The organism is Rubidibacter lacunae KORDI 51-2 (genome assembly GCF_000473895.1).
Classification (GTDB): domain Bacteria; phylum Cyanobacteriota; class Cyanobacteriia; order Cyanobacteriales; family Rubidibacteraceae; genus Rubidibacter; species Rubidibacter lacunae.
The window spans coordinates 18,213-38,314 of sequence record NZ_ASSJ01000064.1 but is presented as its reverse complement, the minus strand read 5'-3'; the positions used below and the strand labels follow the sequence as shown (position 1 = coordinate 38,314).

General features: G+C 56.8%; 18 protein-coding genes and 1 pseudogene. 12 read left to right on the top strand and 7 right to left on the bottom strand.

The window, feature by feature from the left end; translation table 11 throughout:
- Positions 1-164: 164 nt before the first annotated feature.
- Genes KR51_RS11440 through KR51_RS11430 form a run of 3 tightly spaced genes read left to right on the top strand, consistent with a single transcriptional unit; the run spans position 165 to position 2,459 of the window.
- Positions 165-1,934: a S8 family peptidase gene (locus KR51_RS11440; RefSeq protein WP_022607882.1), complete on the top strand. Its 1,770-nt coding sequence runs from the start codon at positions 165-167 to the stop codon at positions 1,932-1,934.
- 34 nt (positions 1,935-1,968) lie between these two features.
- On the top strand, positions 1,969-2,184 hold the full coding sequence (locus tag KR51_RS11435) for a hypothetical protein (RefSeq protein WP_022607880.1): 216 nt from the start codon (positions 1,969-1,971) through the stop codon (positions 2,182-2,184).
- Between the two features lie 53 nt (positions 2,185-2,237).
- Positions 2,238-2,459 (top strand): hypothetical protein, encoded by a 222-nt coding sequence (locus KR51_RS11430; RefSeq protein ID WP_022607878.1) that lies wholly within the window; start codon positions 2,238-2,240, stop codon positions 2,457-2,459.
- A 174-nt stretch (positions 2,460-2,633) separates the two neighbouring features.
- Here KR51_RS11430 and tsaD read toward each other — a convergent pair whose 3' ends face one another.
- A complete protein-coding gene (gene tsaD, locus KR51_RS11425; protein WP_022607876.1) occupies positions 2,634-3,701 on the bottom strand; it encodes a tRNA (adenosine(37)-N6)-threonylcarbamoyltransferase complex transferase subunit TsaD in 1,068 nt (355 codons plus the stop codon).
- A 172-nt stretch (positions 3,702-3,873) separates the two neighbouring features.
- Here tsaD and KR51_RS11420 point away from each other — a divergent pair, with 172 nt between their 5' ends.
- A complete protein-coding gene (locus KR51_RS11420) occupies positions 3,874-4,383 on the top strand; it encodes a photosystem I reaction centre subunit III (protein WP_022607874.1) in 510 nt (169 codons plus the stop codon).
- A gap of 91 nt (positions 4,384-4,474) precedes the next feature.
- Complete coding sequence (locus KR51_RS18345) at positions 4,475-4,603, top strand: photosystem I reaction centre subunit IX / PsaJ (protein ID WP_022607873.1); 129 nt, start codon at positions 4,475-4,477, stop codon at positions 4,601-4,603.
- Positions 4,604-4,714: 111 nt separating this feature from the next.
- Here the strand turns inward: KR51_RS18345 and KR51_RS11415 are convergent, their stop codons facing one another.
- Together KR51_RS11415 and KR51_RS11410 are read right to left on the bottom strand one after the other, a co-directional pair.
- Complete coding sequence (locus tag KR51_RS11415) at positions 4,715-5,998, bottom strand: BaiN/RdsA family NAD(P)/FAD-dependent oxidoreductase (protein WP_022607871.1); 1,284 nt, start codon at positions 5,996-5,998, stop codon at positions 4,715-4,717.
- A 245-nt stretch (positions 5,999-6,243) separates the two neighbouring features.
- Positions 6,244-6,732 (bottom strand): nucleoside deaminase, encoded by a 489-nt coding sequence (locus tag KR51_RS11410; RefSeq protein WP_022607869.1) that lies wholly within the window; start codon positions 6,730-6,732, stop codon positions 6,244-6,246.
- Between the two features lie 131 nt (positions 6,733-6,863).
- Between KR51_RS11410 and KR51_RS18340 the strand changes: the two are divergent.
- The 3 genes and pseudogenes from KR51_RS18340 to thiS all read left to right on the top strand — a co-directional run.
- Positions 6,864-7,007, top strand: a pseudogene (locus KR51_RS18340) (EAL domain-containing protein); the annotation flags it as partial.
- A 95-nt stretch (positions 7,008-7,102) separates the two neighbouring features.
- Positions 7,103-8,173, top strand: a complete 1,071-nt coding sequence (locus tag KR51_RS11405; protein ID WP_022607867.1) for a thiamine phosphate synthase — start codon at positions 7,103-7,105, stop codon at positions 8,171-8,173.
- A gap of 18 nt (positions 8,174-8,191) precedes the next feature.
- Positions 8,192-8,422 (top strand): sulfur carrier protein ThiS, encoded by a 231-nt coding sequence (thiS, locus tag KR51_RS11400; protein WP_022607865.1) that lies wholly within the window; start codon positions 8,192-8,194, stop codon positions 8,420-8,422.
- Between the two features lie 147 nt (positions 8,423-8,569).
- On the opposite strand, the gene tkt is transcribed toward thiS, so the two are convergent.
- From tkt to acpP, 3 genes are all read right to left on the bottom strand, one after another.
- Complete coding sequence (gene tkt / locus KR51_RS11395; RefSeq protein WP_022607863.1) at positions 8,570-10,576, bottom strand: transketolase; 2,007 nt, start codon at positions 10,574-10,576, stop codon at positions 8,570-8,572.
- Positions 10,577-10,753: 177 nt separating this feature from the next.
- Positions 10,754-12,016: a beta-ketoacyl-ACP synthase II gene (fabF, locus tag KR51_RS11390; protein WP_022607861.1), complete on the bottom strand. Its 1,263-nt coding sequence runs from the start codon at positions 12,014-12,016 to the stop codon at positions 10,754-10,756.
- Between the two features lie 44 nt (positions 12,017-12,060).
- Positions 12,061-12,315, bottom strand: a complete 255-nt coding sequence (gene acpP, locus KR51_RS11385; protein WP_022607859.1) for an acyl carrier protein — start codon at positions 12,313-12,315, stop codon at positions 12,061-12,063.
- A 359-nt stretch (positions 12,316-12,674) separates the two neighbouring features.
- On the opposite strand from acpP, the gene KR51_RS11380 reads away from it, so the two are divergent.
- Together KR51_RS11380 and KR51_RS11375 are read left to right on the top strand one after the other, a co-directional pair.
- The gene (locus KR51_RS11380; RefSeq protein ID WP_022607857.1) at positions 12,675-13,574 is read left to right on the top strand and encodes a CoB--CoM heterodisulfide reductase iron-sulfur subunit B family protein; all 900 of its coding nucleotides are present in this window, start codon (positions 12,675-12,677) and stop codon (positions 13,572-13,574) included.
- 274 nt (positions 13,575-13,848) lie between these two features.
- Entirely contained in the window at positions 13,849-14,196 is a 348-nt protein-coding gene (locus tag KR51_RS11375; RefSeq protein ID WP_022607855.1) for a DUF1815 family protein, read from the top strand.
- 1,168 nt (positions 14,197-15,364) lie between these two features.
- Here KR51_RS11375 and pdhA read toward each other — a convergent pair.
- Entirely contained in the window at positions 15,365-16,399 is a 1,035-nt protein-coding gene (pdhA, locus tag KR51_RS11370) for a pyruvate dehydrogenase (acetyl-transferring) E1 component subunit alpha (RefSeq protein WP_022607853.1), read from the bottom strand.
- A 377-nt stretch (positions 16,400-16,776) separates the two neighbouring features.
- Between pdhA and KR51_RS11365 the strand changes: the two genes are divergently transcribed.
- Together KR51_RS11365 and KR51_RS11360 are read left to right on the top strand one after the other, a co-directional pair.
- Entirely contained in the window at positions 16,777-19,002 is a 2,226-nt protein-coding gene (locus KR51_RS11365; RefSeq protein WP_022607852.1) for an IMS domain-containing protein, read from the top strand.
- A 738-nt stretch (positions 19,003-19,740) separates the two neighbouring features.
- Positions 19,741-20,091 carry an ArsR/SmtB family transcription factor gene (locus KR51_RS11360; RefSeq protein WP_022607848.1) on the top strand — a complete coding sequence of 117 codons (351 nt, stop codon included), beginning with the start codon at positions 19,741-19,743 and terminating at the stop codon, positions 20,089-20,091.
- Positions 20,092-20,102 lie beyond the last annotated feature (11 nt).

Genomic DNA, 20,102 nt, shown 5'->3' with positions numbered 1-20,102 from the left:
ATGAATCCTTAGTTAAATCAAGCTTCGCAGCGTTTAAACGCGGCATCGGGTACAGCTTAACGAAATCATTGCGTTTTGTGAAGATAGTTCAAGCAGATGTGCCTAAAAGATGATGGAGGCGATCGCGGTTAGACTGGGAGCACGATCGCCCGGAGATACAACGGATGCAGCGAATACTATTCGTATGTTTGTTCCTGGTCGGCGTTGTACTGGCGCTAGTTGGGTTTCAGGGGCAGTCGTCAGCACCCAGCGATTACAACTCAATCGCGATCGACTTCCGCGATGACCTTTCGAAAACGGAGATCGACGCTCAACTGGGGGCGATCGCGCAACGGGTTGGAATGGCCCCGCAGCTCAACAGCGCGTTTTCTTCAGGCGAGCAACTCTACGTATTGGCAGGCGATCGCGCGACCCTGAAGACCTTGCGGCGATCGCTGCAGCCGCTAGTCGAGAGTGTCGAACCGAACTATGTTTACCGCGCATTTGCTATTCCTGACGACCCGGGTTACACCGAACAGTGGAACTTCCGCAGCCTTAACCTCGAGCGGGCTTGGGATGAAACGCGCGGTGCGGGCACCATCGTGGCCGTCATCGATACGGGCGTGTCGAAAGTTCAGGATTTGGAAAGCACCGAATTTGTAGCGGGCTACGATTTCGTCAACGATCGCGAGGATGCCTCGGACGATGTGGGCCACGGCACGCACGTGGCCGGAACTATCGCGCAGTCGACGAACAATACTTTCGGCGTGGCTGGGATTGCTTACGAGGCCAGCCTCATGCCGTTGAAGGTACTGGGTGCAGACGGCAGCGGTACGGTTGCAGACATTGCCGAATCGATTCGATTTGCAGCCGACAACGGTGCTGATGTCATTAATATGAGCCTGGGTGGCGGGGGCGAAAGCCAAGTCATGCGCGACGCGATCGACTACGCCTACGACAAAGGCGTCGTGCTCGTGGCAGCTGCTGGCAATGCCGATCGCAATGCAGCTGCCTACCCGGCGCGGTATCCGCGAGTCATTGGGGTGTCTGCCCTCGATGCAGCCGGTAACAAAGCACCATACTCGAACTTCGGGGCGGGTGTAGACCTTTCGGCACCAGGCGGCAGCGATGCCGGTAAGATCCTCCAACATACGATCGATCCCCAAACGGGCGAGGCCGTGTTCGCCGGCTATCAAGGCACGAGCATGGCAGCTCCGCACGTGGCAGGCGTAGCTGCCTTGGTCAAGGCAGTAGGGATCGAAGAACCCGAAGCAGTAGCGCGGGTTCTAACACAATCGGTGCGAAAAGTTGAGGAAGATCCGCTTAACCACTATGGAGCGGGGCAACTCGATGCGGCAGCGGCCGTACAACTCGCACTGGAAGGCAAGCTCAACCTCAAGGACTTTTTCCGCTGGTTGCGCGACAACGGCTATCTCAATCCGGTGTTCTGGATCGATGGCGGCATGGTTGCGCTGCCGCTGAAGTTGGCGATGGTCCTCGGCTCGTACCTGCTGTTTTGGTTGCTACGCGCTTACTTTCCCTTTGCTTGGAGTTGGCCGCTTGCAGGCGGTTTGGTGACGGGTAGTTCGGGCTGGTTTGTTGCGCGGGGACTGTATGTTTCCGATTTACCGCAGTGGCCGCTGCGGATGCTAGGAAGCTCCCTGCCAGAACTCGGTAGCGCCCTTCAGGGCAATCCGGCATTGAACCCGCTGACAGCGAGCGTGCTGATTCCCCTGGCGTTGGTGGTGTTGCTGCTCGGACATCCGGTATGGAAGTGGTTTGCGTTTGGCGCGAGTTTGGGTGTAGCATCTTGCCTGTTTGTCAGCGCGATCGCCGATCCGAATGTGATGTGGTTGGGGAGCGGCTTGATGGCACGTACCTATCTCTTCGCCAACGGTTGGCTGTGCGTGGGTCTGGTGATGTTGGCCTGCAAAGGCCAGCAGCGTAAAGCGTGAGATGAAATGAAGTGACAGTGAAGCGAGCGACACAATGGTAGTTATTGGGGCAATCGAGCGGCGGGAGATTGGTCCGGGTGCGTGGGTGCTCGCCGCCCCTGACGGTAAGGCATACGAGCTCAAAAGTGCTCCTCGCGAACTGCTGCAAGCCGGTCGGCGTGCGCGCGTGACCGGCAAGCTCCGCGACGATGTAATGACGCTGGCTGCAATCGGACCCGTACTTGAGGTCGAGTCGTTCGCGTGGGAGTAGGGATCGCGAATCGCGCGCGTCGAAATGGATTGTGAAGAGGAGCGATCGCGCACATGGACCCTAGCCTGTTCGTATTAATTGCAGCAGTCATTGTGGTCTGGTTGGTGTTTGCCGGGCTAGTGAGGATTGTAAAAACGAGCGTTGCAACAGCGCTTAAAATCGCGTTGGTCTTATTAGTCGCGCAGCTGGTTTTCGCGATCGCGCCGCTAGAAATTGGGCAGCGTATTTTGCAGCTGCCGAACGACTTATGGGAGATGTGGTTGGAGCGTGGCTGAAGCTCCAGCTCGGAACGCTCTATAAAGTCATACCAATTTGCAGAATTCCTACGACAGATGGTGCAAGCGAGCCCCGGGAGTAAAAGTTCCCAAGCTGCCATTTGTCGCAGCACTTCCTAGAGTTGGTATCAGGATAGTCTGGCAGATAACCCAGTTGGATGGGGATCGCCCTTCCTAATCTATCCCAGCTGGAATGGGTGCCTCGGCGTAAAGTGACATTACTTGCGAGAGTGGTAGTCGAGAACTCACGCCCAGAGTCAACGGCGATCTGTGCCCGCGCTCGTAATGGTCTGCAGCCGCACAACCGATCATGGCGGCGTTATCCGTGCACAAGTGCAAAGGTGGGAAGAAAACGCGCAGACCCTTTTCCCGAGCAGCCCGTTGCATTTGCTGGCGCAGGTAACTGTTTGCGGCCACGCCGCCGCCTACTGCAATTGCATCGAGACCGCTGTTTAGGGCACAGGCAACTGTGCGAGCCGTTAGGGTCCGGGCAACCGTAGCCTGGAATGAGGCTGCCAAATCAGCGATCGGGAGCGTCGGCTCGGTCTCGACAAGGCTGGCAACCTTGCGGCCGACTGCGGTTTTCAAACCGCTGAAACTAAAATCATACTGATAGTAGCCGCCCCCCGGTCGCGATACTTTGCCTTCCGGAAAAGCAAAGGCATCTGGATTGCCCGATCGCGCTTGGCGATCGATGGCCGGCCCACCTGGATAGCCTAACTTCAATAAGCGTGCGACCTTGTCAAACGCCTCTCCGGCAGCGTCGTCGCGGGTCGTACCGAGGGTTTCGTAGTCGCCGCAGCCGCGCACGCAAATCGCGCTCGTATGCCCGCCCGAAACTAGCAATGAGAGGAATGGTGGCTGTAGGTCGGGCGCGCTTAGATACGAGGCATAAATGTGTCCTTCAAGGTGATGTACGCCTAAGAAGGGCAGGTTGCGGACAACCGCGAGGGCTTTCGCTGCCGACACGCCCACGAGCAGCGCACCCACCAAACCGGGCGCAACCGTGGCTGCCACCCCGTCAATCGCCGACCAGCCGACACCTGCCTCGACAAGGCTTTTGTCGAGGCAAGGATTGATTGCTTCTAGATGCTGACGCGATGCAACTTCGGGTACGACCCCACCGTAGCGCTGGTGGATGGCAATTTGCGAGGCAACGATGCTGCTGAGGACCGAACGATCGCGCACGATCGCCACGGCTGTCTCGTCGCAACTGGTTTCGATTGCTAGGATGGTTGCCATTTTGCGGGCTTTAACTCGAACCGTTTGCTAGTGGATTCTCGCCGAAAAATACAATTAATAACGCATACTTTACCGAGTGTCTGTGCAACGGTATGATGAGTCCCTGATGTACGAATAAGCTGCAGTCTTTGTACACAAAGCTTAACGTATTTGAAACAAAAGGAAATAGTTCATGGCGAGAATCATCCCGCTCATTCTGGCAGTCGTGCTATGGCTGGGCTTTGCGCCGTCGGCTTCGGCACAAGTGGACAACCCTAACAACTCCGTGCTAGTTCCCTGCTCGGAATCGTCTGCGTTTCAAGCTCGCGCAGCGAACGCTCGCAATACCACGGGCGATCCACTGTCGGGTCAAAAACGCTTCGAGCGCTATAGCAACCTACTGTGCGGTCCTGAAGGATTACCACACCTGGTTGTTGACGGTAGCCTGTCTCACGCCGGCGAATTTATCACGCCTAGCTTGCTCTTTCTTTACATTGCCGGTTTCATCGGTTGGGCCGGTCGTAGCTACCTGATTTCGATTCGCACCGGAAAGAAGCCCGAGGAAAAAGAAGTCGTGATCGACGTGCCGCTCGCAATCAAATGCGTGTCGGCGGCACTGTTATGGCCGCTGGCAGCTGTCAAAGAGTTGCTATCCGGCGAGCTGACCGTTCCCGAGGCGGACATTCCCGTTTCGCCCCGCTAAGACTCTTTCTGCTGGTGCTTCGGTCCAGTTTCTTGAGTCTGAATTCGCTCGTGCTTGCTTGCATTGCTTGTGATTTTGGGAGAAACAGTTCATGGCAGACAACAATAATTTCCTGACGTATTTGTCTACCGCTCCGGTGCTGGCAACGGTGACGGTTATCGTACTTGCGGTGATAATGATCGCGCTCAATAATGCCTCCCCCGATTTGTTGTCCCTGTAGTTGTCCTGCGGGAGGGGGCGATCGCGCGATCGTCCCCTTCAGATTGCCAGATACCAACTGCATCATCTTCAGAACAAGCCCGCCGGTCCGCACGGATCGACGGGCTTGTTTTTAAACCGAGCCGATATCGACCGAGCGGGTTGGCTTGCTCGATGCAGGTATGTTCGAGCGTTCGAACGGCGCGACCATGGCGCATCCGGCCAGCCAACCCGTCGTCCACGCTGCTTGAAAGTTGAAACCGCCCGTAATGCCGTCGATGTCGAGGACTTCACCTGCTAAATACAAACCCGGTACGCGCCGGCTCTCCATTGTTTTGAAGTTCACGTCTTTGAGCGCAACGCCACCACACGTCACGAACTCATCTTTGAATTGACCTTTCCCGCAGATTTCGAATTGCGATCGCGTCAGCTCGTTAACCGTCCGCTCGATTGCTTTGTTTGCAACTTCCGCCCAATGGGTCGTGCGGTCTATGTGCGAGCGCTGGAGCAAGTAATGCCAAACGCGGCGCGGTAGCGGTAGCGGACAGGCCGTACCAATTTGACGACGCGATCGCTCGGAGCGGCAGTTCAGCAGGCAAGCGCGAACGGTTTCGGGATTTTCGGACGGGACCCAGTTAATACTGAGGGGCAGTTGGTAGTTGCACTCGTGCAATACCCGTGCCGCCCAAGCCGATAGCTTTAACACGGCCGGCCCGGTCAGACCCCAGTGGGCGATCAGCAGTGGTCCGGTTTGCTCGTAGCGCTGCTTGCCTGGTGCGTGCAGGCGCAACCGAACGGTCTCGATACTCACGCCAGCAAGGGTAAGAAGTTGCGGGTCGGCAAGCTCGAAGGTGAATAGCGACGGCACCGGCTTGTTAACTGCATGACCCAGCTCCCGTGCCCAGAGGTGCCCTTGCGGGCTGCTGCCCGTTGCCAACAATACTCGATCGCTATGGAGTTCCTCGGACTTCGATACGAGGGCGAAACGACCCTCAGGCAAGCGTCGCACGTGCGACACGCGCGCACCCGTTCGCAATTCGACTCCCGCCCGCTCGGCTGCATCGAGCAGACAGGTCACGATCGTCTCCGAGTCGTCGGTAGTAGGGAACATACGCCCGTCTGCCTCGGTTTTGAGGGCAACACCTCTAGTCGCAAACCATGCAACAGTATCCCGAGGCTGAAACCGGGAAAAAGCACCGCGGAGTGCCCGACCGCCACGCGGATAGGATTGAACTAAGGTTGCTGGGTCGAAGCAGTGATGCGTAACGTTGCAACGACCGCCCCCCGAAATCCGCACCTTCGCCAGAGGGTGTCGCCCGGCTTCCAGCAGCATGACGCGTGCTGTGGGATCGGTTGTCGCTGCGGCGATCGCGCCGAAGAAACCTGCTGCCCCACCACCAACAATTGCAATCTGCATGCTGTCCTATCGAGCGTTCATCCTACTCTCAAGTTGCTTCCGTACGGCAGTTTACTGCACCCAGCGGCCGACCCGCGCGAGTCTGTTGGGTCGGCAGCGATCCGTCCGTTTGGGAGAGTTCCACACCAAGTCAGGACCGGTCGCGAACTCGCAGGAATAATGCCGACGTCAAAACGAGCGGGTATCTTATCGAACGACCTCACACTCGCGTCGCTTCTGCTAACAGACCAGCTGTCGGACTTGGCTCAATACTCGACTCTATTTTCAAGACGCTCCCAGGTCTGAAATGCAGCTTTAGCCTCAGCAGCCATAAATTGCTGCATGGGAATCCGTCGCTCTTGGGGCGGTCGATTGAGTTCTTCGTAGAGGAAGCGATCGCTGAAACCGATCGCAGCGGCATCGTACTGGTCGTTGCCGTAGTAAACGCGATCGAGCTGAGCCCAGTTAATGGCAGCCCAGCACATGGGGCATGGCTCGCAACTGGTATAAAGTTCGCAACCGTTCAGGTGAAAGGTTTGCAGAACATGACAGGCACGCCGAATAGCAACTATCTCGGCATGGGCACTGGGGTCGTTAGTCCCGATTACCTCGTTGTGCCCGCGAGCGACGATCTCGCCATTGCGGACGACCACCGCTCCGAAGGGTCCGCCCTCCCCCAAACTCAGAGCTATCTGGGATTGAGCGATCGCCGCTTCCATCAGTTCTGGTTTGGGGCGATGTAAGTCGGATTGCATGGTAATAATTGCTGACCCGGCGTCAGAGACGTACTGGTGGAAGATCTGTTGGATAAAATCGCAAGGGATGAACGCGAAACCGCTCCCGTCTTGAGTATCTAACGGTTTGGGGGCATGCTTATGAAGCCTTACGCCGCAGCGAGTTTGTCGTGTACTACCAACCGCAATACAAATTGACTAGCGGGGCGATCGGCGGCTGGGAAGCATTGATTCGCTGGCACTATCCCCAATACGGCTCGCTCTATCCAGTCGCCAAACGTTCGGCAGCGAGCTAGCTTCTAGCATTGCTTTAGTTCGATTGCAATAATATCAGGTGCGGTCATATCAACTGCCGCTCGCTCGCAACTGCTACTTTGAGGAGACCTCGCGCGTGTCAGGTGCCCCGCCGTCGGATTCATTTGCCCGTTCGCCCGAACTTGCTGTTCGTCGCATTCTCGATGCCAATCTCGATCGGGCCCGCGAAGGGCTGCGTGTTGTTGAGGACTGGTGCCGCTTCGGCCTTGACGATCGCGAACTTGCTGGCGAGTGCAAAGACCTACGCCAAGAGCTAGCGCGTTGGCACGCTCCCGAATGGCGAGCTGCTCGCGATACGCCGGGCGATCGCGGGACCGAATTAACTCACGTCGGAGAAACCCAGCGTGCCGATATCGCTCAGCTGTTGCAAGCCAATCTTTGCCGCGTGGAGGAAGCTTTACGCGTTTTGGAAGAGTTTGGCAAGCTGAACGCGCCCGATCTAGGTGCGGCCTGCAAACAACTGCGCTACCGCGCCTACGCACTCGATTCCCGCCTGTTACCCTATCGTCGCCACCAGCAGTTGCGCGCAGCTACCCTCTATCTCATCACCACACCAACCGACGATCTCGCAACTAGCGTTGAAGCAGCATTGCAGAGCGGCGTTACCCTTGTTCAGTACCGCGACAAAGACTCCACCGATCGGTCGCGCCTAGAACAAGCCCGGCAGCTACGCGACCTCTGCCATCGACACAACGCGCTGTTCATCATCAACGATCGCGTCGATCTTGCCTTGTCAGTCGATGCCGACGGCGTTCACCTCGGACAACAGGACCTACCGATTGCTGTTGCGCGGCGCTTGTTGGGGCCGCAGCGTCTCATCGGTTGTTCGACCACCAACCCCGAAGAACTCGCTCGCGCCCTTGCCGAGGGTGCAGATTATCTTGGCGTTGGTCCGGTCTTCGCGACGCCAACCAAACCCGGCAAAGCTCCTGCCGGGTTCGACTACGTTCGCCATGCTGCCGCTCGCTGCTCGCGCCCCTGGTTCGCAATCGGAGGTATCGACGCGAGTAATGTAGGTGAGGTCGTGCGAGCCGGCGCCCGCCAAGTGGCCGTCGTCCGCGCGATCGTGGCTGCCGATCGACCGGCCGATGCCACTCGCGCCCTATTGTCACAACTGCCCCCGGTAACTCCCTCCAAACTCATCTAAGCTACTCGCGCAACCCATATGACTGAAGCAACGTTATACCTCAATGGCACGGCCACTGCCTGCATACCCGGCACCTCCCTCGTGGACTTCCTCGCGCGCTCTGGCTTCAACCCGCGCTTAGTTGCCGTCGAATACAATGGCGAAATCTTGCACCGCCATCATTGGGGACGCACGCAGCTGCAGCCTGACGATCACCTTGAAGTCGTTACGATCGTCGGCGGTGGCAAGGGCGAGCAACTGTACTTCTAGCAGCGAGATCCCGTCACCGCAGGTACCGGTGTTGCGAGTCGAGTCCGCGCTCAGATGAAAAAAATAGCGATGATTCCGGCTAGGAACCATCGCTATTTGTCAAACGCAATTAAAGCGCCCTACCGGCAACTCGCAGTCGCTGGTGGTTTAGCTGAGGACTGCCTTTGCCGTTTTCAGAACGCGCTCGACCGTAAAGCCGTACTTCTCCATGACGAGATCGCCCGGAGCCGAAGCACCAAACTCATCGACACCGATGACGGCGCCTTCTGCACCCACGTAACGGTACCAGCCGAATGAAGAACCGGCTTCGACGGCCACGCGCTTGGTCACGGCCTTCGGCAGAACGGACTCGCGATACGCTTCGTCCTGAGCGTCGAACAGCTCCCAGCTGGGCAAAGAAACCACGCGTACCTGGATTCCGCTGGCGCGCAACTGCTCGGCAGCCTCTACGCAGAGCGAAACTTCACTGCCGGTACCGATCAAGATCAGCTCGGGCGTTCCGTCGCTATCGGAGAGCACGTAACCGCCTTTGACCGCTTTCTCGATTGACGACCCTGCCAAGTTCGGCAACTTTTGTCGCGACAGCGCCAGCAACGTCGGTACCTTGCGGTTCTCAACAGCCACCTTGTACGCTGCGGACGTTTCGTTACCGTCTGCCGGGCGCATCACGGTTAGTTGGGGAATGACGCGCAGCGAAGCAACGTGCTCGACGGGTTGGTGCGTCGGACCGTCCTCGCCCAAGCCGACCGAGTCGTGGGTCATCACCCAAATTACACCGGCATGGGACAGTGCCGACAGGCGAATTGCACCCCGCATGTAATCGGTAAAGACTAAGAAGGTTGCACCGTAAGGAATAAGCTCCGGACCGTGCAGCGCAATGCCATTGCAGATTGCACCCATACCGTGCTCGCGAACCCCAAAGCGCAGGTTGCGGTTCTCGTACTGTCCCTTCTGGAAGTCACCGAACCCCTTGAGCAACGTCTTATTGGAGGGTGCCAAGTCTGCCGAACCGCCAATCAGCCCCGGCAGCACGCCAGCAATCGCGTTTAGAGTTGCGCCGGATTGGTTGCGCGTGGCGTCAGCTTTATCGTCTGGCGTATAGGTTGGCAGGGCTTTGTCCCACCCTTCGGGAAGCTTACCCTGCATCATTCCACCGAGAACTGCCGCATCCTCTGCATACTCGGACTGATAGCGCACCCACAGCTGGCTCCACTCCGTTTCTGCACTCGCACCGCGGTCGACGGCTTCGCGGAAGTGACTCAGTACATCCTCGGGAATCTCGAAGGGCGGGTGACTCCAGCCGAGGTTTTCGCGGGTTGCCTGTACTTCATCCGCACCCAATGCAGCACCGTGAACGTCGTGAGAATTAGCTTTGTTCGGCGAGCCGTAGCCGATCGTCGTGGTTACTTTGATCAAGGTGGGCTTATCATTTTCGGCCTTAGCCGTCGCGATCGCCTGCTCGATGGCCGGCAAGTCGGTGTTGCCGTTCTCAACGTGCAGCACTTGCCAGCCGTAGGCTTCAAAGCGCTTGCCCACGTCTTCGGTAAATGCTAGATCTGTGGAACCGTCAATAGAAATGTGGTTGTCATCGTAGAGCGCAATCAGCTTGCCCAACCCCAGGTGGCCGGCCAAGGAGCAAGCCTCACCCGAGATCCCTTCCATATTGCAACCGTCGCCGAGGATCGCGTACGTGTAGTGGTCGACGATCTTGCAATTGGGCTTGTTGAACCGCGCAGCTAGATGGGCTTCGGCCATTGCCAGACCGACCGCGTTGCAAATTCCCTGTCCCAACGGTCCGGTCGTAACTTCTACGCCTTCAGTAATAAAGTTCTCTGGATGTCCCGGCGTTTGTGACTCCCACTGGCGAAATTGTTTGATGTCTTCAAGGGAGACGGTGTCGTAACCGGTTAAATACATCAGCGCGTACTGCAACATGCAGCCGTGGCCCGCCGAGAGCACAAAGCGATCGCGATCGAACCACTTCGGGTTCTTGGGATTAAACCGCAGAAAACGGTCCCACAACACGAATGCCATCGGTGCCGCACCCATCGGTAGTCCAGGGTGACCCGACTTCGCTTTCTCTACCGCATCGATGGCGAGAAAGCGGATGGCATTGATGCAAAGTTCTTCCAGCGATTGGGTAGTAGCGACCATAAGTCTGTTGCTCGTGGTGAATGACGACGGGAATCCCCGCTGCTCGGGCAAACCAAAGCGCAAGCGCCTCTGGGGCCCGTACGATTGCCCTCATCTTCGCATCGCACGGAACGGCAAGCAAGCACGCATAGCAGCGCGATCGCTAGCACCGAAGCAGGCGAACGCCGAGCGCTCGTGCTACGACGCAGTCGGGCGGTATCGGCGAAATGCCAGCGTAACGTTGTGCCCTCCGAACCCAAATGAGTTCGACAAAGCCGCGTCTACAACCGACTCGCGGCTGTGATGGGGGATATAGTCGAGGTCGCACTCGTCCTCAGGACAATCGAGATTGATCGTCGGCGGTACGCGATTGGTGTGGATTGCCATCACGGTCGCAACGGCTTCGATACCGCCCGAGCCACCGAGTAGGTGTCCGGTCATCGACTTTGTAGAACTAATCGGAACTCGGTAGGCAGCTGCGCCCAGCGCGGTTTTGATCGCCTTTGTCTCCGTTGAGTCGTTGGCTGGCGTACTCGTCCCGTGAGCGTTGATATAGCCAATCGCCTCTGGCTGCAATTCGGCATCCTTGAGAGCCAGCATCATCGCCCGTGCGGCACCGCCGCCTTCCGGGACCGGTGCGGTCATGTGGTAAGCATCGCAAGTCATGCTGTAGCCGACGATTTCGGCATAAATGCGCGCGCCGCGGCTGCGAGCGTGCTCCAGCTCCTCGAGAATCAAAATGCCTGACCCCTCGCCAATGACAAAACCGTCGCGATCGCGATCGAACGGACGGCTGGCACGCTGGGGTTCGTCGTTACGCGTCGACAAAGCCTTCATCGACGCAAAACCGGCTAACGTCAGCGGCGTAATTGCCGCCTCGGTCCCGCCGCAGATCGCAGCTTGAATCTCCCCGCGCTGGATTAGGCGAAAGGCATCGCCAACGGCATTCGAGCCGGCCGCACAAGCCGTCACCGGACAGGTGTTCGGTCCCCGCGCGCCCGTATGAATCGCCGTCAGTCCGGCGGCCATGTTGGCGATCATCATCGGGACCATAAACGGACTGCAGCGACTGGGTCCGCGCGTCAGATACACTTCTTGCTGATCCTCGAGCACGCGAATGCCGCCGACGCCCGTTCCGATAATCACCCCAATCTGCTCGGCGTTGAGGTCGCAAATCTCAAGCTGTGCGTCGGCCAGAGCCTGCTTGCTGGCGGCAATGGCAAATTGGGAAAAGCGCGCCATGCGCTTGGCGTCCTTCCGGTCGAGATAGTCGTGGGGCTCGAAGCCCTTGACCTCACCCGCGATGCGACTTGCGTGGCGGGACGGGTCGAAGCTCGCGATCGTATCGATGCCGCTGCGACCGCTCAGCAACCCCTCCCAAAACTCGGTAAGGGTGTTGCCGACGGCGGCGATCGCGCCCATTCCCGTCACCACGACTCGTTTACGCTGCCAATGTGCCATATGCCTGCACTTGCGTTGGTTACCCGCTCTCCCGTATGCAATTGCTAGCTGCTCGCCGAAGCCGCTGCTTTATCGCTGATGTAATCGACTGCTGCTTGCACGGTTGCGATTTGCTCGGCAGCCTCATCGGGGATTTCGACGTCAAATTCTTCTTCCAGAGCCATCACCAGCTCGACGACATCGAGAGAGTCGGCACCCAGATCGTTGGCAAAGTTCGACTCGGCAGTGATTGCTTGCTTGTCTTGTTCAAGCTGCTCGGCAACGATCTCGCGTACTTTCTCGAAAATCTCTTGATTCATCGGTATTCCTCGTCTCTGGCAACTAACCGGCAGTCTTTAGAACGATAATGTTTCGCTGCTCTATGCAGAAACTCTCTGCACGGCATCCCCTATCTTATCGGATTGCGGTGCGAGCGCAGCCACTTGCATGCAGGTCTGCAGAGCGCATCGTTCGCTATTAACTTAGGAGATGCGCTCGCGCTCGGCGCTCTTGCTGCATCCGTTCGTATAGATCGCTTAGATCGCTCCCGAGTCTGCCAAGCTCCCGCCGACTTCCTCCGACGGACGCGATCGCCCCAGAATGACCTCTCCAGATACCGTTCGGAACCGGGCTTGCTTGCAAACACTTTGCCGCTGCTTTTCATCGCTCGCGATTGCTCATGCCTTTACTTCGATATGCTTACTATCCAGGCTGCGTTGCTCAGGGTGCTTGCCGCGAGCTGTATCTATCCACAACCGCACTTGCTGATGCACTCGACATCGAACTCGTCGAACTCAAGCAAGCAACTTGTTGCGGGTCGGGCACTTTCAAGGAAGAATCGCAGTTGCTCGAAGACACGGTTAATGCGCGCAACATCGCGCTAGCCGAAACTCTGAATTTGCCCTTACTGACCCACTGCAGTACCTGTCAGGGTGTCATCGGGCACGTAGATGAACGGCTCAAGCGCGCTCAAGTCTCTAACCCGGCCTACGTCAAGCGCATCGATGGCTGGTTGCAACGCGAAGGTTGCGCGCCCTACCGCGGCAGCACCGAGGTCAAGCATATACTTTGGGCTCTGGTCGGCGACTACGGGCTCGACCGCCTGAGCGCTCGCGTGACGCGAGCGTTGGCAGGGCTCAAGTGCGCGGCATTCTACGGCTGTTATCTGCTGCGCGCGCAGGACAACATTTCATACGACGATCCGTTCCATCCCGAATCCTTAGAAAATGTTTTCAGGGCAACAGGTGCGACACCGATTTACTACCGCGGACGCATTCAGTGCTGCGGCTGGCCGCTGGCAAGTTACGCGCAGGAAGAGTCCTTCCAACTTGCGGGCACGCACATCCAAGAGGCGATCGCTGCCGGGGCGGACTGCATGGTCACCCCCTGTCCGCTCTGCCACCTCAATCTCGATTCGCGCCAACCGGAAATAGCTGCCGTTGTTGGCAGAGAGCTAGGATTGCCCGTACTGCATCTACCCCAACTGGTGTGTTTGGCACTTGGCATACCCCCCAGCCAGCTCGGACTCGACCGTCATGTGGTCTCGACTCGGTCGACACTGAATAAGCTTGGGTTCTGAAAGAACATCCTATCTCGTGCGCGCACGTAGACATTCAGTTAGAGCGATCCCCCCAGCACCCTCCCCTTGTGACTGAACTCGCTTTTCCGTTCGATCTCGTGGAGTGTATTCAAGGCTACCGTCGTATTAGCAGAGGCTGAGCTAGCTTTGATTGGGCTGCAAAAGCCTGTCTCAGGCAGTGCCGTCCGATGCGTTAAGACAGTCATAAAGACAGCAAATCTTAAAAAAGTCTTAACAGGGATTAGAATTAGGTGAATTGCTTGGAGGACGGGACGTGTTTCAGCGTTTGGCACACCAACACCGCGAGTTTGTGAAGGACTTGGTAATGAACCTCCAAGCTCTGGCGCTCGTGCTCGAGCGACGCGGTTACCTGGCATCCTGCTACACCTGCGGTGGCGAGATGAATAGCGCTTCTTTCATGGTTGGCTTGGGTGACAACCACTTAATTCGGTTTTTGGTCTCGGACTACGGCATTACCTGGACGGAGATGCGCGATGATCGCGAGCTGATGAAGCTTGAGGGTGCGGAGGCGATCGCGCAGCTGCAGGAGCTCACCGAACTAACACGCTACGGACAAGCCGCGCCGACGCAATCGGTGACGCTGGCATCCTCGCGTTTGTGACCCCCCCTGGCTTGCCAGCAATGGGGAGGACCCAAGCGCAACCTCTATACATATCTACCCGAAGTATTACAGGTTCTTCGTAAAGCTTTACAGTCGTTCGAGTACCGAAACATTAAGAAAAGATTTAGCTCTCGGCAGATCGTCGGTTGCTCGTGGCACTATTTGGACTAGTTAAATTGGAGCCAGCTTGAATAAAGGTTCCGAGATGCAAGGGAGCCAGCCGATATAAAGGCTCCAGGCCCTTAATATCCACCTACAGAAAAGGCCACTTCACTGCGAAGTGACCTTTTCTGTTTTTGGCCCATTTCATTTGCAACCGTCAATCGATGGCAAGAAAAGGGAACAACCGATCGGCTCGGGACTAGAAGTCTTGACATAGCTATACTTCGGGCTTGGCAGTTTTCCGACTCTTCCGGTGCTATGGTTCAACGGGCTTAATGCAATTGGCGCTGACTTGAGGAGGCTACCTTTCGCGAGAACTAATCCAGGCATGGATTTCAAGTGTTTGGGGCGCAGTCCTCCTGAGTAGCTTGATTACATGTCGGCAAGGTCGCGGCCCCCACCCTTGGCCTGCTGATGCGCTGGGGTTTCGGGAGTAAGGATTTCATGTATTCAACCCCACTTGCTAGAAAGGCTATGGTTTAATTCAACGCCAGTCAGCTAAGAGAGTTGTTGGCATACTGCGGTTATCTAGGCTTTGGAGGGCAAAGCCCTAAATGATTTTTTCCAAAGTCGGAGTAGGTCGCTATCAACAAAAGGGAGTATTCGGACAAGTCTCGTAGTGGAAGGCCAGACTCGCGGCTGTTTCGGGCTTGAAGTGTTCGAACCAGCTCCTTCGCTGCAAGACATACACATGTGGTTGCCTTGAGCATATTGATGGTGCGTATCATATCCGTGTAATGACATGCACCGTAATTGGGTCGTCAAGATGAGAATGCAGCATCCTCCTGCATTCAGTCTCGGTTAGTTTTCTAGCTGATTGGGTACCGGAGAGCGTGGAATCGAGCAGGGCTAAGCGTATTCGGACGCTGCGCAAGTTGGCTGATGTGTCGGGAACGCATTTCTGGCGCCGCCGCTGCCTGAAGTTCAAATCCTTCGAGTGAGTCGGGTGCGGTTCGATTGGAACCACTCGCGCGACGTGGCAGCGATGGCGGTCGCGCCATAAACCTTAGGTATCTTCGGCAAAAATGTAGCGTCGGAGTTCGCTCGGGCTCGGCTCGGGACTGGACTCGGCAAAAAGGACGGCTTCGTCGACTTGCTCTTGAACGCGCCGTTGAATGGTTTTAAGCTCGTCGCGATCGCTCAAGGATTGGTCCAGCAAATATGTGGCAAGTTTCTCGATGGGGTCGCGAGACAACCAGGCTTGCTTCTCGTCTGGCGAACGCAGCTCGTCGGGATCGGCTAAGGAGTGTCCTCGAAAGCGGTAAGTCAGCGCTTCGATGAGCGTCGGTCCCTCGCCGGCACGCGCGCGATCGATTGCTTGCAAAGCAGCTGCGCGCACGGCAAGTACGTCCATGCCGTCCACCTCGACGCCGGGCATCCCAAAGACACTGGCTTTGCGATAAATCTCAGGTTGCGAGGTTGCGCGATCGTGGGCCATACCGATCGCCCACTTATTGTTTTCGACCACATAAAGAATTGGCAGCTTCCAGAGAGCTGCCATATTCAGACACTCGAAGAACTGACCGTTGTTGGAGGCACCATCACCGAAGAAACAGACCACGACACCGTCGGCGCTTGGATCGCCAAGAGCATCGCGGCGGTACTTGAACTGCAATGCTGCACCCGTAGCAACGGGAATGCCCTCGGCAACGAAAGCGTAACCGCCGAGGAGCTTGTGAGCGGCAGAAAACAAATGCATCGAGCCGCCGCGCCCCTTACTGCAACCGGTTTCCTTCCCAAACAGTTCGGCCATTACCTCGCCGGGCGGTACACCACAGCTGAGGGCGTGCACGTGGTCGCGATAGGTGCTGCAGACATAGTCTTCGCCGCGGCGAAGCGCGCCGATCGTGCCGGTCGAAACTGCTTCTTGACCGTTGTAGAGATGCACGAAGCCGAACATTTTCCCTCGGTAGTACATCTCGGCACATTTATCCTCAAATAAACGTCCGAGTGTCATGTCCTCGTATAGCGCTAGCCCCTCCTCACGCGTAACTTGAACATGTGTGGGTTGAAATGTTGGCAAAGATCGTTCGGCAACCATAAGTCTGTAGTATCCTTACAGCAAAATCTCAATTTACTGTGTCGAGAAAGCTCGACTGCTGAAGTACCGCTCCAAGTGCCACTGCGCGTCCAGTATCGAATTACCGGTTCGAGAAAGCGCGCGTCAATAATTTTTAACGGGCAGTTCGGATCGGCATTGTTAACCTAACGGATGTTAGCCTACGGTGATGCAGCGTCCATTGCAGTTATCTGTTGCAATGAAGAAGTTTTCAAGCAAGCACCTGCACTCGGACGAGACCGTCGAGCAATCCACCTTAACTCTTTAGATCCAATAAACGACGGTAGCACCGTCGAGTAGGTTTCACCATCCGTTCACTATACGTCATAACTTGTCGCTCTGCGCTGGGGAAGCAAACCGTGTACATTCCGCTCGACTATTACCGAGTTTTGGGCGTTCCGCCGCAAGCGAGCCCAGAACAAATCGATCGTGCTTACCGCGATCGCTCCTGTCAGCAACTGCGTCCTGAATACGGTGCCGAGGCAATTGCCGCTCGCCAACAGTTGCTTGAGGTGGCTCGGAGCGTCCTGAGCGATCCAGAACGACGCGCCGGTTACGATGCTAGCTTTCTCCTGACGCCTCAGACTCCAACCACGTCACAGGAACTTGTTGACCCAACTGATGAGGCTGTTGTTGCGGACGAACCAACGGATGAAGCAAATGCGCCGTTAGCGGACGTGGATGTCGTTCAACCTCAACTTGAAATCGAAGAAGCACAGCTGGCAGGCGCGCTCCCGATCCTACTCGAGCACGGCGAGTACGATTGTGTTTGTGCGTTGGTCGAGCCGCGTTTGTCCGGCAATCCTAACGCCGTAGTCAATCGGGTGGATTTGGTGCTCGCGCTGGCGCTGGCATACCGGGAACTTGGGCGCGAGCATTGGCAGAGCGGGCAGTACGTGCAGGCTGCCACAACCGAGCAGCGAGGCTATGACCTACTGGTCTGCGAAACACTCTTCCCCCATCTCCAGTCCGAGCTGCTTGGGGAGCTTCACGTGCTGCGACCTTACCGAATTCTCGAATTGCTCGGCCGGAAGGACAGGCAAGCAACCGACACGAACGAGGCTTTGGACTTGTTGCAGGCGATGCTAACCGATCGCGGCGGGATTGAAGGACGTGCAGAAGATCGCTCGGGGTTGACAACTGATGCCTTCTTAGGTTTTATTCAGCAGTTGCGCGAGCATCTGACCGCAGCCGAGCAGCAAGAATTTTTCGCGGAAGAAGCGCGTCGACCGTCACCAGCAGCGATGTATCTTACTGCCTGTGCGGCGATCGCTCGGGGCTTTGCCGACGGGCAACCCGAACTCGTCCTCGAGGCCCAGACCTGGCTACACCGTTTGGATCGATATCAGGATGTCTGCCTCGAACGAGCGATCGCGTCACTGTTGCTCGGTCATGGGGATGCTGCAATTGCTGCCCTGACCGGCAGCCGCGAGGCGGCCGCGATTGCCACCATTCGCCAACACTCGGAAGGCGCGCAGGATTTGTTGCCCGGGTTGTGCTACTACACAGAATATTGGTTGCGGACCGAGCTGTTCCACTGTTTTCGAGATTTGCGCGGGCAGTCGATGTCGCTGCAAGACTATTTCACTGACGCACGCGTCGAGCGAGTCCTCGAAACCGTCCAGCCTGTTGCCGAGCCTCAGTCTTCCATTCTTGTGGAATCATACGCTCTCGGCGCCCGGGCGCGTTACGGTGGTGCCCAGTCTGCTGCTGTAACTGCTGGAACTGCTCGAGTGTCCGCCCGCGTCGCGACGCTCGAACGTCCCGTTGCGCGGGTAGCAGGTGGCGGCTACCTGCCCGCAAATCCAACTGGGGTTTCTCGTCCGGACGGACGATCGCGTCGAATGCGCCGGGCGCCGCTAGCACGACCTTCCGGGATGCCCGTAGCAGTTACACCTCGTGGCAGTAATAATGATGACGGCCAGGACGCGCAGGACCGTCCCACACCGCAACTAGGTCGGCAGCGCCTCACTAAACAAACAGTAATCCGGCGGCGGTTGTTGGTGTTGGGAGCGGCAGGACTGGCTAGTGTTGGAGTCATCAGTTTGTTGGCAATGGGAGCATGGCATGTAGTCCGCCAGGTGTTTGCTCGCGGGCCCGCATTGGACGGAGCGCAGTTGCAGATTGCACTCGATCGTCCGCCGCTGCCACTCCCTCCCCCTGCAGCTGAGTTGCCCGTTGACACCGGCGTGCTAGGGTCGGACGCCGCGCGGATGGTAATCCAGACGTGGTTAACGAGTAAATCCAGTGCACTCGGCTCCGAACGCGATCTGGCCGCCCTCAATCAAGCTTTGGTCGATCCGATGCTGTCTGAGTGGCAAGCGCGAGCTCAGTCCTTTGCCAATGAAGGGGCTTACCAAGAGTTCCAACACGGGATAGAGCCTGGATCCGTTCGCATCGTCGTGCAGAATAGCGATCGCGCTCAAATCGAAGCAGTTGTAAAAGAAGCGGCAAATTACTTCCGTAACGGGCAACGTGTTGCCGCCCAGTCTTACAACGATGAGTTGCGCGTGCGTTACGATGTGGTTCGCTCGGGCGGCAGCTGGCGCATTCGAGATGTCACCGAAGTCACCGTCCTCGAATAGCGTGAGTCGTTGCAAAAAAGTCTTAATGGTTGGGGACTTGCTCGGTCGGGGTTGCCCCAACCACATAGTGGAAATAATAACCAATGAAGCTAGAGACTATCCAGGGAAAGGTTATGGGCAAGCGCTGGGCCGTGACAGTTAAGGGGCTGAGATCCAGTGTTGTCATATCATCACAAGACGAATCCCTCTTCAAATACTTTAAGGGTTCATAATAAGTCGCTCTTTTCTCCCTCTGTTTCCGTAAGATATCGGAGCTGACTCGAACGAAGATCTGTTGTTTCAGTTATTACCTGCCTGGAGTAGCTAAATAAAGCTAATACCAACCCCTGAAGGTTATATTCCGCACGAAACGGTTCAAGCCTCTTCAACCTTTCAGTCAACCGCGCACTTCTTTGCAAGAGTTCCTGGTAGTGATGCAATTATTATCTGGGGTCTAGCTACTTTGCCCCTGGTGAAGCAGCCAGGACCAGTTCGGCATATCGATCGACCGAAACTCGGTGTTCGATCTCGTCGCTTGCGTGCCAGCAACAATTGATTTGCGGGATAGGTAATCCTGCACAGTGGGGGTGGTGCGAGTGGAGAACCCAGACTCGGTAAGGTTTGCAATCTAGAGCGGGCATCACACTGCGGGACTACCGTGCAAATCGAAGTCACACAGATTACCGACTTAATTGAGTAACCTGTGTTACAACAGGTGCGTAGTTAAAATGCTTCGTCCCCTTACACCTAGAAAAGTTAATGACAACATCATTGCTGACCTCCTCCGGACTAATCTCGTCCGGTTTTCACGCGCTGTCAGAGCCGCTCAGAATTCGTATCCTCGAAACCCTGCGCTCTCAGGAACTTTGCGTTGCCGACCTCTGCGAGCACTTGGATGTATCGCAGTCAAAGCTATCCTTTCACCTGAAGACCCTGCGTGCGGCTGCTTTGGTTCGCCCGCGTCAGGAAGGTCGTTGGGTTTATTACAGCCTCAACCTCCCCCAGTTCGTCGTGCTCGAGCAATATTTAGCAGACTACCGTCGGTTTGCAGTTATGTTGCCAACGGCAAACCGCGAAGTGCCAGCAGCGACGAATTCAAATAAAATTTAGGCAGGGTATCA